This window comes from Streptomyces sp. NPDC088725 (genome assembly GCF_044751305.1).
Taxonomy (GTDB): Bacteria; Actinomycetota; Actinomycetes; order Streptomycetales; family Streptomycetaceae; genus Streptomyces.
Genome location: NZ_JBIVLO010000007.1, coordinates 269,360 through 283,796, shown reverse-complemented (window position 1 = coordinate 283,796; position 14,437 = coordinate 269,360). Strand labels below are relative to the sequence as shown.

Below are 14,437 nucleotides of genomic sequence, written 5' to 3'. Positions count from 1 at the left end.
TGGGCATAGGAGGAGTGTCGCCGTACCCTTCGGGGCTCGGGTTGGGAAGACCTTTCCCGGACACCCGACCGCCTGGATACCCGGACGCAGCCATGCTCGTCACACCCATTGCCGTTCCTTCTCAAGAGGACGTTCTTCGCCGAGACACCAATGGCCGCTCACGAAATCCCTGAACCCGCCGACCGCAAGCAGGTGGCCGACCCCGTGTCGGACCTGCAAGCGGCGGAACAGACGCGCGCATCCTGCGATCCGGCCTTCCGGCACGGAGTGGTCGTCGGCTTCGACGGCTCGACCTCCAGCGAGAGGGCCCTCGCCTACGCCATCGGCATGGCGAGACGGCTCGGTTCCGGCCTGATCATCGTCCATGTCGCCAACAGGCTCCCGACCACGGTCTGGGCGGGCTGCGAGCCCCCTGTCTTCGTGGACGTCCCGGACCACCGCACCGAAGTGCTCGGCCTCGAACTGGCCTGTGCCGACTACCTCGCAGAGGTGCCGTGGATCCTCGTCGAGCGCGGCGGCGACATCTGCCACGAACTCGAAGAGGTCGGCGAGGAGTACTCCGCCGACGCGATCGTCGTCGGTTCCACCCACGGCGTCGTCGGGCGGATCTTCGGCTCGGTGGCGGGGCGGCTCGCGCGGCGCGCGCAGCGGCCCGTCGTCGTCATTCCGTAGCCGGCGTTCCGTAGGTGTCGTTCCTCGGCCGGCCCGTCCGTTCGCACGGGCCGGCTTCCCGCGAGCCCGCCTCCTGCCCGTTCCCGTGCGTCGGCCTCCCGTGGGCGGGCTTCCCTGAGGCAGCGCCAACTACCTCCACTGCGGAGTGAATTTGGTCACCCCCAGAGGTGAATTACGTGCCTGCGAAGGGTACATAACGGTCGCTGGGACCCAGCACACGCGCACATCATGAAGGGAGCCCCGCCGTGGACAACGACGTCTCTGCGGGAAGCGCAAGCTCAACTTCGGTTCTCGGTCATCTCGCTCTCGGACTCACCCTGCTCGCGTTCGGCATCGGTACCACCCGGGTCATCGACGGGGTGACGGCGGCCGGCGCCGTCTCGCTCGCGCTGTACGTGGGCGGTATCGGGCTCTTCGTCGCCGGCCTGCTCGCGTTCCGGGCGGGCAGCACCTTCACCGGTACGGCCTTCGCGGGCCTCGGCGCCTTCTGGTTCACCTGGGGCACCGGCGTCGGCAATCAGGTCTCGGCGGACGCGGCGGGATTCTTCCTGATCCTGTGGGCGCTGCTCACGCTGAGTCTGGCGATAGGCGCGGCGGGCTCGGGCCCCATCGTTCAGGGCACGTACGGCCTGTTCTGCCTGGCCCTGGTCCTGCTCGGCATCGCACAGTTCGCCGGTTCCGACGGGCTCACCAAGGTCGGCGGCTGGGTCGCGGCCGTGGCGGGCCTCGCCGCCTGGTACGGAGCGACGGCCGCGCTGGCCAACTGGCCGACGGCGGTGCCGCGCCGCGCTGCCGACCGGCGGGTGACGGCCGCCGGCTGAGTCAGCCGCGGGCCGGCACTTGGGCAGTGCCGGCCCTTCCGGAGGGCGTCTCCAGTACGGCCGGGTGGCCCGTACCGGAGGCGCCCTCGCCACGTGGCCGCGTTCCGGGTTTCCGCCCGTGCGGGCGGATCCGCCCGTCCTGCTCGACGGTGGCCGCTCGGCCGGCGCGAGGGTGACCGCTCATCCTGCTCGACTGTGGCTGCCCGGGGCGCGAGGGTGACCGCCCGTCCTACTCGACGGTGACCGACTTCGCCAGGTTCCTGGGCTTGTCGATGTCCCGGCCCAGCGCCAGCGCCGTGTGGTACGCCAGTAGTTGGAGTGGGATGCCGAGCAGGATCGGGTCGAGCTCCGTCTCGTTCTTCGGTACGACGATCGTGTGGTCGGCCTTCTCCTGCGGCTGGTGCGCCACTGCGAGGATCGGCCCGCTGCGGGCCTTGATCTCCTCCAGGGCGGCGCGGTTCTTCTCCAGCAGATCGTCGTCGGGGACGATCGCGACCGTCGGCAGCGCCGGCTCGATCAGTGCCAGCGGCCCGTGCTTCAGCTCGGACGCCGGATACGCCTCCGCGTGGATGTACGAGACCTCCTTGAGCTTCAGCGACGCCTCGCGGGCCACGGGGTACCCCCGTACCCGCCCGATGAACATCATCGACTTGGCCTGCGCGTAGTCACCGGCCAGCTTCTGGATGTCGCCCTCGGTCTCCAGGATCTCGGCGATCTGGGCGGGCAGCCTGCGCAGCCCCGCGATGATCCGCTTGCCGTCGGCCACCGAGAGGTCGCGGATCCGGCCCAGGTGCAGCGCGAGCAGCGCGAAGGAGACCACCGTGTTGGTGAAGCACTTGGTGGAGACGACGCAGACCTCGGGGCCCGCGTGCACGTACACCCCGCCGTCCGTCTCCCGGGCGATGGCCGAGCCCACGACGTTGACGATGCCGAGCACGCGCGCGCCCTTGCGCTTCAGCTCCTGCACGGCGGCCAGCACGTCATACGTCTCACCGGACTGGGACACCGCGACGTACAGCGTGTCGGGGTCCACGACCGGGTTGCGGTAGCGGAACTCGGACGCGGGCTCCGCGTCCGCCGGGATCCGCGCCAGCTCCTCGATCAACTGCGCGCCGATCAGACCCGCGTGGTACGAGGTGCCACAGCCGAGGATCTTGATCCGGCGCACCCCGCGCGCCTCGCGGGCGTCGAGGTTGAGGCCGCCGAGGTGCACGGTCGAGAAACGGTCGTCGATCCGGCCGCGCAGCACCCGGTCCACCGCCTCGGGCTGCTCGGAGATCTCCTTGTGCATGTACGTGTCGTGGCCGCCCATGTCGTACGACTCGGCCTCCCACTCCACGGTGGTCGGCGTCGCGGAGGTACGGGAACCCTCGGTCGTGTACGTACGGAAGTCGTCGGCCTTGATGGTGGCCATCTCGCCGTCGTCGAGGGTGACGACCTGACGGGTGTGGGAGACGAGCGCGGCGACGTCGGAGGCGACGAACATCTCCTTCTCGCCGATGCCGAGGACGACGGGCGAGCCGTTGCGGGCGACGACGATGCGGTCCGCGAAGTCGGCGTGCAGTACGGCGATGCCGTACGTCCCCTCGATCAGCTGGAGCGCCTGGCGGACCTTCTCCTCCAGGGTCGGCGCAGCCGAGCGGCCGATGAGGTGCGTCAGTACCTCGGTGTCGGTCTCGGAGGCGAAGACGACACCGTCGGCCTCCAGCTTCGCGCGCAACTCCGAGGCGTTGTCGATGATGCCGTTGTGGACGAGGGCGACCTTGCCCTCGGCGTCCATGTGCGGATGCGCGTTCTCGTCGCTCGGGGTGCCGTGCGTGGCCCAGCGGGTGTGGGCGATGCCGGTGGTACCGGCGAAACGCTTCGGTACGCGCGCCTCCAGCTCGCGGACGCGTCCCTTCGCCTTGACCATCTTCAGCGTGGCCGCCTTGCCCGCGGCCGGCTTTCCGGTGATGACGAGGCCGGCGGAGTCGTACCCCCGGTACTCCAGCCGCTGGAGCCCTTCGAGCAGGAGGGGGGCGACGTCACGCTTTCCGATATAACCGACGATTCCGCACATACAGTCTCTGCTCCTCCTGGTTTACGGGTGGTTCAGGTCCTCGGCCGCAGTCCTCAGCCGTAGACGATGCGGCGCAGCTGCCGGAGCGACAGCTCGGGCGGCGCCACCGCGCGGTGCGGCAGTTCGGCCGCGATCCGCTCGAAGATGTCCGCGTTGGTGGAGCCGCCCGACTGCATCTCGCGGTGGCGGCGCCGTACGAACTCCTCCGTCGTCTCGTCGAAGTACGCCAGCACGTCGAGCACCACCCGGGCGGCCTCACCGCGCTGGAGCGCGGTGCTGCGGACCAGGTGGTCGATGAGGTCGTCGTACGACGCGCGACGTTCAAGCACCCGTTGATACTGCTGCCAGAGGAGTGCGTTCGCAAGATTTCTGCCCGAATTCGGGCAGGGCTGGCGCGAAACCCTTACATAAATGACCGGGGAGCCTCCGTGGATGGGTCTGTGCCTGGACCGGGGCGCCCCCGTGGGGTGGCGCGGGACTCACCCCGGCCGTCCAGCTCGCTGTCCGCGCGGAAGGGATCCGGGCACCCCGGTCAGGCGGCCTTCTTCGCGTTCTCGATCGCCGCGGCCAGATCGTCCAGGATCGGCGCGCACTTGGCGTACGAGAAGACCGGCTCGGTGACGCGCGGAATGACCTGGTCCGCCTCGACGGCCGGCAGCTTCCGCCAGGTCGGCTTCGAGGAGAGCGCCGCGGGCTGGAGGGCCGACGAACGGTTGTCCGTCATGATGATGTCGGCGTCGTACTTGCCGACGTTCTCCCAGCTCAACTCCTCGAAGAAGCCCTGTGCGTTCACCTTCTCCGGCTGGATGAACCGTACGCCGAGGTCCTGGAAGTAGCGGGTGTCCGCGGACATCTTCGGGAGCGAGACGTAGAAGAGGTCCTGGCTCGCCGAGCCGATCAGCACCTTGATCTCCGGCCTCGACTTGGCGGCCTGGCGCAGCCGTTCGGCGGCCTTCTCGAACCGGGCCTTGGCGTCCGCGACCTTCGGCGCGCCGAGATCGGCGCCCAGCGACTCGGCCAGCTCCGCGTGGCGCCGGATCGCCTTGGGGAGAGTGGTCTCCGCCGCCCACAGGCCCACGCTGGGCGCGAGCCCCAGGATCTTGTCCTTCGACTGCTCTGGCACGTACCAGAGTTCGCCCTTCAGCCACTGCGCACTGACGAGCAGTTCCGGGTTGAGCGCCGCGTACTTCTCGACGTTGAACTCGCCGTAGGTGTTGCCGAGGATCTCTACCTTGTCGATGTCGAGATCTCCGGCCTGCACGTCGGGCTTGCCGTCCTTGGCCTTCGTCGGCCCGAAGACGCCCTTCACCTCGACGCCGTAGTCATGCAGGGCGGCGGCCGTACCGGTGAAGGCGACGATGTTCCGCGGCACGCGGTCGGCCTTGGCGACCACGCCGCGGTCGTCCTTGAACGACCAGTCCCCGCCCGCGCCGCCGCCCTGCTTCGCCCCGCCGTCCTTCGTGTCACCGCCACCGCAGGCGGCGAGCGCGACCCCGAGTCCGACGGCGCCGCCCGCGGCGAGCAGGCCGCGACGGGTGAGAGGCGAGGTGAGGGCGTGGGGCATGGCGATATCCGCTTTCGTACGGGCCGGAGCCGAGGGCCGGGGCCCGGGGCAGGGCGAAGCAAGGTGAGGCAGGTTAGCCTAACCTTACCTTTCGCTTCAGCCGGTCAGACGGCGCCCGTCATGGGTACGTACCTGCTGGACGTCGCCGTCGAGCGCGTCGAGCACGCGCACCGAGTACGCCTCCGGCATCCGGGACCGGACCTCTTCGCGGGTGAACCGCCGGACGTCGGTGGACCCGGCGGACGTCCGTTCTTCCCCGCCCGTAGGTCGGCACAGGAACACCAGGGCGACGACGCCGGCGACGGAGACCGAGTGAAGGTGGTTCGGCGGGTCTTCCGCGTGGTCCGAGGTCAACGGCCACTCGGTGCGACGATCCGGCTCGTGAAGCCCGCGCCGTACAGCCGCTCGTACGCCGCCGTCACGTCGTCGGGCACGGTCTGCGGGATCATGAATCCCTGCGCCGGGTAGATCAGCAGCCGCTGCAGCGCTCCGACGAGCATGTCGATCACCAGGCGGTCGTCCTGGATGGAGGCCACGTACTCCTCGAACGTCATCGGCGTCGACGCGCTGACGAACGCGATACCGGGCCACAGCTTGCGCGCGGTGGCGTACGCGCGCCGTTCCTCGTACGGCTTGCTGATCAGGAGGACGGACGACACCTCGACGCCGGCCTCTTCGAGCAGGGCGCGCGAGAGGCGGATGTTGTCGCCCGTGTTGCGCGCGCACGGCTCCACCAGCACGGCATCCTCGGGAACCCCCAGCTCAAGCGCCCGCTCACGGTAGTGAACGGCTTCCCCGCGCGGCATGCGCTCGCGGGTCGTGGGACTCGTCGCGCCGGTGAAGACGATGAGGGGCATCATGCCGCGCCGGTAGAGATCGACGGCGGTATCGGCCACGCCGAGATCATGACTCCCGAGCCCGACCGCGACGTCGCACGGGCGTGGCTCGTGGTGCATCAGGTGGTACTCCCACAACTGCCGGGCGTCCGACCAGGATTGCGCCGAGATCACTGTTGTTCCTCACCTCATGCGTGCATTGTCGCGGGAAGTTCCGTCCTCGCCCGTTCGTGGAGCGCGCGAGCGTGCGCGTTCTTCGGGTGCGCGCGTATCAGCCGGACCATGGCGCGCATCCGGTCGTCCGCGCGCCCCGACTGGATCATGGGCCATTCGTCCAGCGCCAACCCCCAGCTGGCGCAAGCCGCTTCGAGACGCCTCAGTTCCAACTGCCTCTCGGCGAGCGTGGCTCGGTGACGTACACGTGCGCGACGGTAGACACCGGAGCGCAGTTGGTCGGAGCGCTCCATCGCCTCGACCGATCCCGCGATGTCCCGCAGCTCGTAACGCACCTGGCTCACGTGGTAGTTCAGCGACGAGGGATCGTACGAGCCGAAGGGCCGGCTCCGGGACTCGGCGCGCTCCATGGCCGTTTCGGCTTCGCGGATGTACCGCAGTGACGCCGCGCGGTCTCCGACAAGCGCGGCGGCATGCGCCTGCTGTCCCGCAAGGAACGCCCTCATCCGGGGCCCGCCTGCGGCGAGGCGGCCGCGGCGGCGTCGGCGAGCCGCATCGCGGCGGCGCCGTGCCCCAGATCGACGGCCTGCCCGCTCATGCCGCGCAGCGTGGTGCAGTACGTCAGATGGTCCTCCGCTGCCCCGGCGAGTTCGAGGGCCTTGACGTAGTAGCGCTGGGCGAGCCCGTGCAGGCCTTCGTCCACAGCCATGTACCCGGTCAGGTAACAGAGGTCCGAGGCGGCGGCCATCATCGCCTTCCGCACCTCGTCCGTGGCGTCCGCGCTCAGATAACCGGCCACGGTATTCACCATGAACGCCGCCGCCATGGGACGCGCGTGCCGCCCGCCGAACTGGTCGTCCAGTTCCGAGATCCGCTCGGTCATGGCCGACACACCCGCACATCGGCCATACCTGTGCGCGCGCCCCGCCGACTCCGTACGGCATCCATGCGTCCGACCACATCGGGCCACCCCGGCACGGTCAAGGCAACGGAGAACAGCCCGGCCCCGAGCACGCCCCGGCGGGACGGATCCATATCGCTCCTTCTCGGCTGGGGGGTTGACCCGTGACGGCTCAGTCGATCAATCGGTGACCGTCATGTGCGCGTACCTGCGGCGTGTCGCTGTCGAGCGCGTCGAGTACGCGTATCGAGTAGGCCTCAAGCATTCGTGCCTGTACCTCTTCGCGGGTGAACCACTGGACGTCGGCCGACTCGGCGGATGTCCGTTCCTCGCCGCCAATCGGTCGGCACAGGAACACCAGGGCGACGATCCCGCGCGCCATGTTCTTGTAAACGCCGCTCAGGCGCACTGCGTTGACCTTGATGCCGGTCTCTTCCAGAACCTCGCGGCAGGCCCCGTCCTCCGGTCGCTCGTCAAGCTCCAGTACGCCGCCCGGCGCCTCCCAGGCTCCGTTGTCGGCCCGGCGGATCACCAGCACACGACCGTCCTCACGGACGACGACCCCGGCGACGGAGACCGAGTGAAGCGACATCGATGCGCCTTCCTGGATAGCCTTGCTCATGTATAGGAGCATAGGAGGGACAGAAGGACATGGCGACCACAGCTCCCAGAGACTCGGGCAAGCCACGGTATCTACAGATCGCTGAAGACTTGGCGCAGCAGATCAGGGCCGGGGTTCTGATGCCGGGCGAGAAGGTGCCCAGCGAGTCAGAGTTGATGGTTCGCTACGCGGTTTCGCAGGGCACGGCCCGCAAGGCTGTCGCGGAGATGAGGCCGATGGGACTCATTGATACGCACCACGGCAGGGGCTCGTTCGTGAAGACGCAGCCTCCTGTGCTTCGCAAGTCTTCGGACCGGTTCCGCCGGTCGCACCGTAGGGCAGGAAAGGCCGCGTACATCGCCGAGACCGAGGAGGCAGGCAAGACGCCTGCCGTGACGGTCCTCTACGTCGGGCCTGTTGAGGCGCCGAGCGACATCGCGGAACGGCTGGGCGTGCCCACGGGCAGTCAGGTCCTCGCGCGCCGCCGTTTGTATTTCAGCAATGGCATTCCCACGGAGGAGGCGACTTCTTATCTGCCCTGGGACATCGCGAAGGATATTCCGGAGCTGTTCGCGGAAAACCCGGGTGGCGGCGGCATCTACGCACGCCTGGAGGACAACGGACACACCCTCGCGGAGTTCACGGAGACGGTTCGTGCACGGCTTGCCACCAAGCAGGAGACCGTTGCGCTGAGTCTCAGTCCTGGTTCGCCCGTCTTCCATCTCACCCGAGGTGCGAGGACTGAGTCGGGCCGCGTCATAGAGGTGTGCGACACGATCATGGCCGCTGAGCAGTTCGTTCTCGACTACCGCATCCCTGCACGGGACTGACGGGCCGTCGATTTCACGTGCTGCGATGGGCCAATCGCGGCGAGTGAGTTGACTCCTGTGTATAAGTTGGGCATTCTTCCCATGCCACTCATGTGCATGAGTGCATGAGTGCATGAGTGAATGAGTTGGCTGAGGGCGGCCCGGAGCCGTTCCTCGGCTGCGTGCCCGACTGTGACGACGTTCGTGGCGCGGGCGCTCCCGGCACTGAAAGGACTGGCGTAATGACAGGTCAGAGCAAGGCGCGGCGGTATCTCTCCCGGTTGGCGGAGGAGTCCGGGGCGGACCGGGTGCTCGTCGTTCCGAAGTCCGAGCCGGGAGTTGAAGGCGCCGACCTGGTGCCCGGCTCGGCGCTTCGGTGGCCTCCGTGTGAATGCGGGCATCCGCGGTGCCCGGACTACGTGCCGCCCGAGCAGGCCGCAGGCAAACTCGGCGCGCTCGTGGCCGAGTGCGACGGCCGGAGCCGGAAGAGCGGGCTGTGAGGGCTCGGCCGATGCCGCCGGGGTTGTGCGTCGGCATGGTGGTCTATGACCGTGCGTACGACATGGTTGGTGTGGTGGACGACTTCGTCGGGCCGCTGGTCTGCCTCTCGCGTCCCACCGGCCTTACCTGGCAGAGTCGTTGGGCTTCCGTACGCCCGGGTACGGAGTACGAGCGGCGGCAGCTGCGGGCGATTGCGCGGCTGCATCGGCAGCGGCACAAGGGGCTGGGCAGTCCGCCCTCATGACCGCTTCACGGCTACCGCAGCGGCCGGCGCTGGAACAGGGCCGTCCAGAGGAAGGGTTCGCCGAAGCTGGCGGACTCGGGTGGTTCGTCTCGCATGCGGCGCAGAGCGACTTCCGTCAGGTCCGAGAAGATCCAGCGCAGCGATTCCGGGGTGTACGCGAGGCCGCCGTGGAGGCGGGCCTCGGTGTAGAGGTCCGCGTCGGGGAGTTCGGATCCCATCGCGCCGGACGCGAAGCAGGACAGGCCGAAGTAACCTCCGGGCGCGAGGGCTTGGTCGAGGAGGGCCAGGTAGCTGATGCGGCGGTGCGGCGGCAGGTGGTGGAAGCAGCCGGAGTCGTAGACCAGGTCGTACGGGCCGCTCAGTGCGGTGTCGGCGAGGGCGAACGCATCGCCGCGGTGGAACTTGATCTCGGCCTCCGCCTCGCGCGCGGTCCTCGGCCCAGGTGATGGCCTCCGGAGAGAGGTCGACGGCGTCCACCTCGAAGCCCCGCGAGGCGAGATGGAGCGCGTTGCGGCCCGGTCCGCAGCCCAGGTCGAGGGCGCGGCCCACGGGGATCAGGCCGTCGTCCAGGTACGAGACCAGGCTCTCGTCCGGCTTCGCCACGAAGAACGGCACCGGCTTGGAGCGGTCCGCGTAGAAGCCGTCCCACCACGACGCCGCTTCCGCTGTCCACCGGTCGGCCTCCGGTGCGAACAGGCCGTCCAGCAGCCTGAGTACGTCGTCCACCGAGCGTATGTTCCGGTCCATCCGAACCCCCCCTTGTCAGTCCGGCAATTGTAGATCTGTGCTCTACGAAAGTGCAGGTCAGACGGGGTGAGCGGAGGGCGTGTGGGGCTCGTGGAGGCGCGGTCGCGGGCGGGGTGGTCACGCCATCTGTGCGTGACCGCGAGTCGCCGCCCGCGCCCCGCCGAAGGCCCGTACGTGGCCAATCCCGGCCGCGCCGGTCCGGGTTTCCGGCCGGCCCCGGCCGGTCGTGCGGGCGGCGGTGGCGCGCCCTAGTTCGGCAGCCCCAACTCCCTTGCGATCAACATGCGCTGGACCTCGCTCGTGCCCTCGCCGATTTCCAGGATCTTGGAGTCGCGCCACATCCTGGCCACCGGATACTCGTTCATGAAGCCGTATCCGCCGTGGATCTGCGTCGCCTCGCGGGCGTTGTCGACCGCGACCGTCGAGGAGTAGAGCTTCGCCAGCGCCGCTTCCTTCTTGAACGGCTCGCCGTGGGTGAGGCGGGAGGCCGCGTCGCGCCAGCCGACGCGGGCCATGTGGGCGCGCATCTCCATGTCGGCGATCTTGAACTGGATGGCCTGGTTGGCGCCGATCGGGCGGCCGAAGGCGTGCCGCTCCTTGGCGTACGTCACCGATTCGTCCACGCAGCCCTGGGCAAGTCCCGTGGCCAGCGCGGAGATCGCGATCCGGCCCTCGTCCAGGATGCGGAGGAACTGGGCGTAGCCCCGGCCCTCCTCGCCGAGCAGATTCGCCAGCGGGACCCTGACGTCGGCGAAGGACAGCTCGCGGGTGTCCGACGCGTTCCAGCCGACCTTCGAGTACGGCGCCGCCACCGTGAAGCCGGGGGTGCCCGAGGGGACGATGATCGCGGAGATCTCCGGGCGGCCGTCGTCCTTGCGGCCGGTCACGGCCGTGACCGTGACCAGGCCCGTGATGTCCGTGCCCGAGTTGGTGATGAAGCACTTCGTGCCGTTGATCACCCAGTCGTCGCCGTCGCGCACGGCGGTCGTGCGCGTGCCGCCCGCGTCGGAGCCGCAGTCCGGCTCGGTCAGGCCGAATCCGCCGAGGAGTTCACCGGAGCAGAGCCGGGGCAGCCACTCCTGCTTCTGCTCCTCCGTACCGAAGCGGAAGACGGGCATGGCGCCCAGGGACACCCCCGCCTCCAGCGTGATGGCCACGGAGGAATCGACGCGGGCCAGCTCCTCCAGGGCGATGCCGAGCGCGAGGTAGTCGCCGCCCATGCCGCCGTACTCCTCCGGGAACGGCAGCCCGAACAGGCCCATCCGGCCCATCTCGCGCACGATCTCGTACGGGAACTCATGCCGCTCGTAGAAGTCGCCGATCTTGGGCGCGACGACCTCGTGCGCGAACTCCTCGACGGTACGGCGCAGTTCTTCGTGCTCGGTGGAGAGCCGGTGGTCCAGAGACATCGGAAGTCACTCCTGGTGGGAGAGGGCGCGGACGGTACGGGACGGGCTGGGGCGGCCCAGCCGCTCCGCCATCCAGACGCTGGTGGCGGTGAGCTTGGGGAGATCGACGCCGGTTTCGATGCCGAGCCCGGTCAGCATCCACACGAGGTCTTCGGTGGCGAGATTGCCGGTGGCGCTCTTCGCGAACGGGCAGCCGCCGAGACCTCCGGCGGACGCGTCCACGGTGGTCACGCCGTGCTGGAGCGCGGCGAGCGTGTTGGAGAGCGCCTGGCCGTAGGTGTCGTGGAAGTGCACACCGACGGCGGCGGTCGGCACGCCCGCCTCGTTGAGCCGCGCGAGCAGACTCCGTACGTGGCCCGGCGTGGCGACGCCGATGGTGTCGCCGAGGCTCAGTTCGTCGCAGCCGAGGTCCATGAGGGACTTGGCGACCCTGACCACCTGGTCGATCGGGACCGAACCCTCCCAGGGGTCGCCGAAGCACATGGAGAGATAGCCGCGGACATGGATCTCCTCCGCGCGGGCCCTCGCGACGACAGGGGCGAACATGGCGAGCGATTCGTCCACCGTCCGGTTGAGGTTGGCCTTGGCGAACAACTCCGTGGCGCTGCCGAAGACGGCGATACGGCGGGCGCCGAGGGCGATGGCGCGGTCGAGGCCGCGGTCGTTCGGGACGAGGACCGGCAGGGCGACACCGCTGATGTCTCCGAGCGCGGGGAACAGCTCCTCGGCGTCGGCCAGTTGAGGAACCCACTTGGGGTGCACGAAGCTGGTCGCCTCGATGGTGGTGAGCCCGGCGTCGGCGAGGCGGTGGATGAACTCGGCCTTGAGCGCCGTCGGTACGACGGTCTTCTCGTTCTGGAGGCCGTCGCGGGCGCCGACTTCATGGATACGGATCCTGGACGGCAGCCCCTGTTCGGCCACGGCCATCGGAAGCCCGTCCGTCATGACGCCTCCTGCGGGGTCTGCTGGGTCTGCGGGGTGTGCGGAGCTTGCCCGGACTGTGGTTCCGGAGCGGGCTCCGGCGCTGTCCCCTGCGGGGCGATGACAGCCAGGACCTGGTCCATGGCGACGGTGGAGCCGGGCGTCACGTCCAGCTCGGTCACCGTGCCGTCGTGCGGGGCCGCAATGACGTGCTCCATCTTCATCGCCTCCACCACCAGCAGGCTCTGCCCGCTGACGACCTCGTCCCCGACGGCGACCTTCACCACCGTGACGGTCCCCGGCATGGGAGCCGTCAGCGATTCCTGGCCGCCCGCTCCGGCGGCGCCGCGCAGGGCGGCCTCGACCGGGTCGTGATCCTGGACGTGCCAGCTGTCGCCGTCGCGGCCGAGCCAGGTGCCCTCCGGGCCGGTGGCATGGGTAAAGGCGTGGGTGACGCCGTCGTACTCGACCGTCACGCGGGTGGGGGAGAGGACCGCGATACGGGCGTCGACGGCGGTGTCCGTCAGTACCTCGGCGCCCCCGGCGGTCCCGCGTACGCGGACGGTCACCGGGTCCTGGGCGGGGACGCGCAGATGGTGCGCCGTCCACGCGGCCGCACCGCCGAGCCGCCAGCCGCTGGGCACAGAGAACGGATCGGTCCAGGCCCTGGCGGCACCTTCCGCAGCGCCCGCCTCCGGCACCCGCCGCGACAGCGCGTCCCCGTGGGACAGAGCATCCTGAAGCGACAGGGCATCCCCGCGCGACAGTGCGTCCTGCCGCAGCAGCGCCGCCGTCGCGTACACCTCCGGCGGGACTCCGTCCGCCAGCAGGCCGTCTACCTCGCGTTCGACCAGACCCGTGTCCAAGTCCCCCGCCACCACCGCCGGATGACCCAGCAGACGGCGCAGGAAGCCGGCGTTCGTCGGGACGCCCAGGGTGACCGTCGCCGCCAGGGCCGCGCGCAGCTTGCGCAGGGCGGTGGCGCGGTCCTGGCCGTACGCGATGACCTTCGCGAGCATCGGGTCGTACGCGCTGCCCACCTCCGCGCCCTCGCTCAGGCCCGAGTCGGTCCGTACGCCGTCGCCCTCCGGTTCGTGCAGGGCCAGGATCCGGCCGCCGGTGGGCAGGAAGCCCCTCGACGCGTCCTCCGCGCAGATGCGGGCCTCCACCGCGTGGCCCGTCAGGGTGATGTCCTCCTGCGTGAAGGGAAGCTTCTCGCCCGAGGCGACCCGCAACTGCCACTCCACCAGGTCGAGGCCGGTGATCAGCTCCGTCACCGGATGTTCCACCTGGAGGCGGGTGTTCATCTCCATGAAGCAGTACGCCGCCGGGTCGGCGCCCGGGACGATGAACTCCACCGTCCCCGCGCCCGTGTAGCCGCAGGAACGGGCCGCCTGGACCGCCGCCTCGCCCATCGCCGCGCGCGTCGCCTCGTCCAGCAGGACCGACGGCGCCTCCTCGATGAGCTTCTGGTGGCGGCGCTGGAGCGAGCACTCGCGCTCTCCCAGATGCACCACGTTCCCGTGGGCGTCCGCCAGGACCTGGATCTCGATGTGGCGCGGGCGCTCAACCCAGCGCTCCACCAAGAGCGTGTCGTCACCGAAGGACGCCCGCGCCTCGCGCCGCGCCGCCGCGATCTCCTCCGCGAGGAGGGCGGCCGACCGCACCAGCCGCATGCCCTTGCCGCCGCCGCCCGCCGAGGGCTTCAGCAGCACCGGCATGCCGATCTCCCGCGCCGCGTCGGCCAGTTGCGCGTCCGTCAGACCGCTGCCCGAGGAGCCAGGGACGACGGGGACCCCGGCCGCCGCCACCGTCTCCTTCGCGCGGATCTTGTCGCCCATCAGCTCGATCGCCTGGGCCGGCGGGCCGATGAAGACCAGCCCCGCGTCCGCACAGGCCCGCGCGAACGCGCCGTTCTCCGCGAGGAAGCCGTAACCGGGGTGCACCGCCTGCGCGCCCGTACGGGCCGCCGCGTCCAGCAGGCGGTCGATGGAGAGGTAGCTCTCCGCGGCCGCCGCCGGGCCGATCCGTACCGCCGTGTCCGCCTCCCGCACATGCCGCGCGTCCGCGTCGGCGTCGCTGAAGACCGCGACCGAGCGCACGCCCAACTGCCGCAGTGTGCGGATCACGCGCACCGCGATCTCGCCGCGATTGGCGACCAGAACCGTGTCGAACATT

The 14,437-nt window shown here is 69.7% G+C and carries 14 protein-coding genes and 2 pseudogenes; 5 read left to right on the top strand and 11 right to left on the bottom strand.

Annotated elements, in window-relative coordinates:
* Positions 1–150: 150 nt before the first annotated feature.
* The gene (locus ACIP6N_RS19935; RefSeq protein WP_401817194.1) at positions 151–672 is read left to right on the top strand and encodes a universal stress protein; all 522 of its coding nucleotides are present in this window, start codon (positions 151–153) and stop codon (positions 670–672) included.
* A gap of 245 nt (positions 673–917) precedes the next feature.
* Positions 918–1,493, top strand: a complete 576-nt coding sequence (locus ACIP6N_RS19930) for an acetate uptake transporter (RefSeq protein WP_401817193.1) — start codon at positions 918–920, stop codon at positions 1,491–1,493.
* 229 nt (positions 1,494–1,722) lie between these two features.
* Here ACIP6N_RS19930 and glmS read toward each other — a convergent pair whose 3' ends face one another.
* The 7 genes and pseudogenes from glmS to ACIP6N_RS19895 form a co-directional block, all read right to left on the bottom strand.
* On the bottom strand, positions 1,723–3,552 hold the full coding sequence (gene glmS, locus ACIP6N_RS19925; protein WP_401817192.1) for a glutamine--fructose-6-phosphate transaminase (isomerizing): 1,830 nt from the start codon (positions 3,550–3,552) through the stop codon (positions 1,723–1,725).
* 53 nt (positions 3,553–3,605) lie between these two features.
* The gene (locus ACIP6N_RS19920) at positions 3,606–3,881 is read right to left on the bottom strand and encodes a hypothetical protein (RefSeq protein WP_401817190.1); all 276 of its coding nucleotides are present in this window, start codon (positions 3,879–3,881) and stop codon (positions 3,606–3,608) included.
* A gap of 203 nt (positions 3,882–4,084) precedes the next feature.
* Positions 4,085–5,116 carry an ABC transporter substrate-binding protein gene (locus ACIP6N_RS19915; protein WP_401817189.1) on the bottom strand — a complete coding sequence of 344 codons (1,032 nt, stop codon included), beginning with the start codon at positions 5,114–5,116 and terminating at the stop codon, positions 4,085–4,087.
* Positions 5,117–5,212: 96 nt separating this feature from the next.
* The gene (locus ACIP6N_RS19910) at positions 5,213–5,470 is read right to left on the bottom strand and encodes a hypothetical protein (RefSeq protein WP_401817188.1); all 258 of its coding nucleotides are present in this window, start codon (positions 5,468–5,470) and stop codon (positions 5,213–5,215) included.
* Positions 5,467–6,126 carry a YdcF family protein gene (locus ACIP6N_RS19905; protein ID WP_401817187.1) on the bottom strand — a complete coding sequence of 220 codons (660 nt, stop codon included), beginning with the start codon at positions 6,124–6,126 and terminating at the stop codon, positions 5,467–5,469. Before ACIP6N_RS19905 ends, ACIP6N_RS19910 begins: the two co-directional genes overlap by 4 nt.
* 14 nt (positions 6,127–6,140) lie before the next feature.
* Positions 6,141–7,161, bottom strand: a pseudogene (locus ACIP6N_RS19900) (transcriptional regulator).
* 38 nt (positions 7,162–7,199) lie between these two features.
* Complete coding sequence (locus ACIP6N_RS19895; RefSeq protein ID WP_401817185.1) at positions 7,200–7,661, bottom strand: NUDIX hydrolase; 462 nt, start codon at positions 7,659–7,661, stop codon at positions 7,200–7,202.
* Positions 7,662–7,678: 17 nt separating this feature from the next.
* On the opposite strand from ACIP6N_RS19895, the gene ACIP6N_RS19890 reads away from it, so the two are divergent.
* The 3 genes from ACIP6N_RS19890 to ACIP6N_RS19880 all read left to right on the top strand — a co-directional run bounded on the left by ACIP6N_RS19890 (position 7,679) and on the right by ACIP6N_RS19880 (position 9,182).
* Positions 7,679–8,458, top strand: a complete 780-nt coding sequence (locus tag ACIP6N_RS19890; protein ID WP_401817183.1) for a GntR family transcriptional regulator — start codon at positions 7,679–7,681, stop codon at positions 8,456–8,458.
* A 221-nt stretch (positions 8,459–8,679) separates the two neighbouring features.
* Positions 8,680–8,937, top strand: coding sequence for a hypothetical protein (locus ACIP6N_RS19885; RefSeq protein ID WP_401817181.1), 258 nt, complete (start codon positions 8,680–8,682; stop codon positions 8,935–8,937).
* Between the two features lie 35 nt (positions 8,938–8,972).
* Positions 8,973–9,182: a hypothetical protein gene (locus tag ACIP6N_RS19880; protein WP_401817179.1), complete on the top strand. Its 210-nt coding sequence runs from the start codon at positions 8,973–8,975 to the stop codon at positions 9,180–9,182.
* Between the two features lie 11 nt (positions 9,183–9,193).
* Here the strand turns inward: ACIP6N_RS19880 and ACIP6N_RS19875 are convergent.
* The 4 genes and pseudogenes from ACIP6N_RS19875 to ACIP6N_RS19860 form a co-directional block, all read right to left on the bottom strand.
* A pseudogene (locus ACIP6N_RS19875) lies at positions 9,194–9,929 on the bottom strand (class I SAM-dependent methyltransferase).
* Positions 9,930–10,177: 248 nt separating this feature from the next.
* Complete coding sequence (locus ACIP6N_RS19870; RefSeq protein WP_401817177.1) at positions 10,178–11,338, bottom strand: acyl-CoA dehydrogenase family protein; 1,161 nt, start codon at positions 11,336–11,338, stop codon at positions 10,178–10,180.
* 6 nt (positions 11,339–11,344) lie between these two features.
* Positions 11,345–12,283: a hydroxymethylglutaryl-CoA lyase gene (locus tag ACIP6N_RS19865; RefSeq protein ID WP_401817176.1), complete on the bottom strand. Its 939-nt coding sequence runs from the start codon at positions 12,281–12,283 to the stop codon at positions 11,345–11,347.
* Complete coding sequence (locus tag ACIP6N_RS19860) at positions 12,280–14,436, bottom strand: biotin carboxylase N-terminal domain-containing protein (protein WP_401817175.1); 2,157 nt, start codon at positions 14,434–14,436, stop codon at positions 12,280–12,282. Before ACIP6N_RS19860 ends, ACIP6N_RS19865 begins: the two co-directional genes overlap by 4 nt.
* Between the last annotated feature and the right edge of the window lies 1 nt (position 14,437).

Bases quoted from the DNA above. Each gene is read 5' to 3' on its own strand.
- glmS (WP_401817192.1), bottom strand. From the start codon at position 3,552: ATGTGCGGAATCGTCGGTTATATCGGAAAGCGTGACGTCGCCCCCCTC.
- ACIP6N_RS19865 (WP_401817176.1), bottom strand. From the start codon at position 12,283: ATGACGGACGGGCTTCCGATGGCCGTGGCCGAACAGGGGCTGCCGTCC.
- ACIP6N_RS19885 (WP_401817181.1), top strand. From the start codon at position 8,680: ATGACAGGTCAGAGCAAGGCGCGGCGGTATCTCTCCCGGTTGGCGGAG.
- ACIP6N_RS19890 (WP_401817183.1), top strand. From the start codon at position 7,679: ATGGCGACCACAGCTCCCAGAGACTCGGGCAAGCCACGGTATCTACAG.
- ACIP6N_RS19895 (WP_401817185.1), bottom strand. From the start codon at position 7,661: ATGCTCCTATACATGAGCAAGGCTATCCAGGAAGGCGCATCGATGTCG.
- ACIP6N_RS19870 (WP_401817177.1), bottom strand. From the start codon at position 11,338: ATGTCTCTGGACCACCGGCTCTCCACCGAGCACGAAGAACTGCGCCGT.
- ACIP6N_RS19915 (WP_401817189.1), bottom strand. From the start codon at position 5,116: ATGCCCCACGCCCTCACCTCGCCTCTCACCCGTCGCGGCCTGCTCGCC.
- ACIP6N_RS19860 (WP_401817175.1), bottom strand. From the start codon at position 14,436: ATGTTCGACACGGTTCTGGTCGCCAATCGCGGCGAGATCGCGGTGCGC.
- ACIP6N_RS19880 (WP_401817179.1), top strand. From the start codon at position 8,973: ATGGTGGTCTATGACCGTGCGTACGACATGGTTGGTGTGGTGGACGAC.
- ACIP6N_RS19935 (WP_401817194.1), top strand. From the start codon at position 151: ATGGCCGCTCACGAAATCCCTGAACCCGCCGACCGCAAGCAGGTGGCC.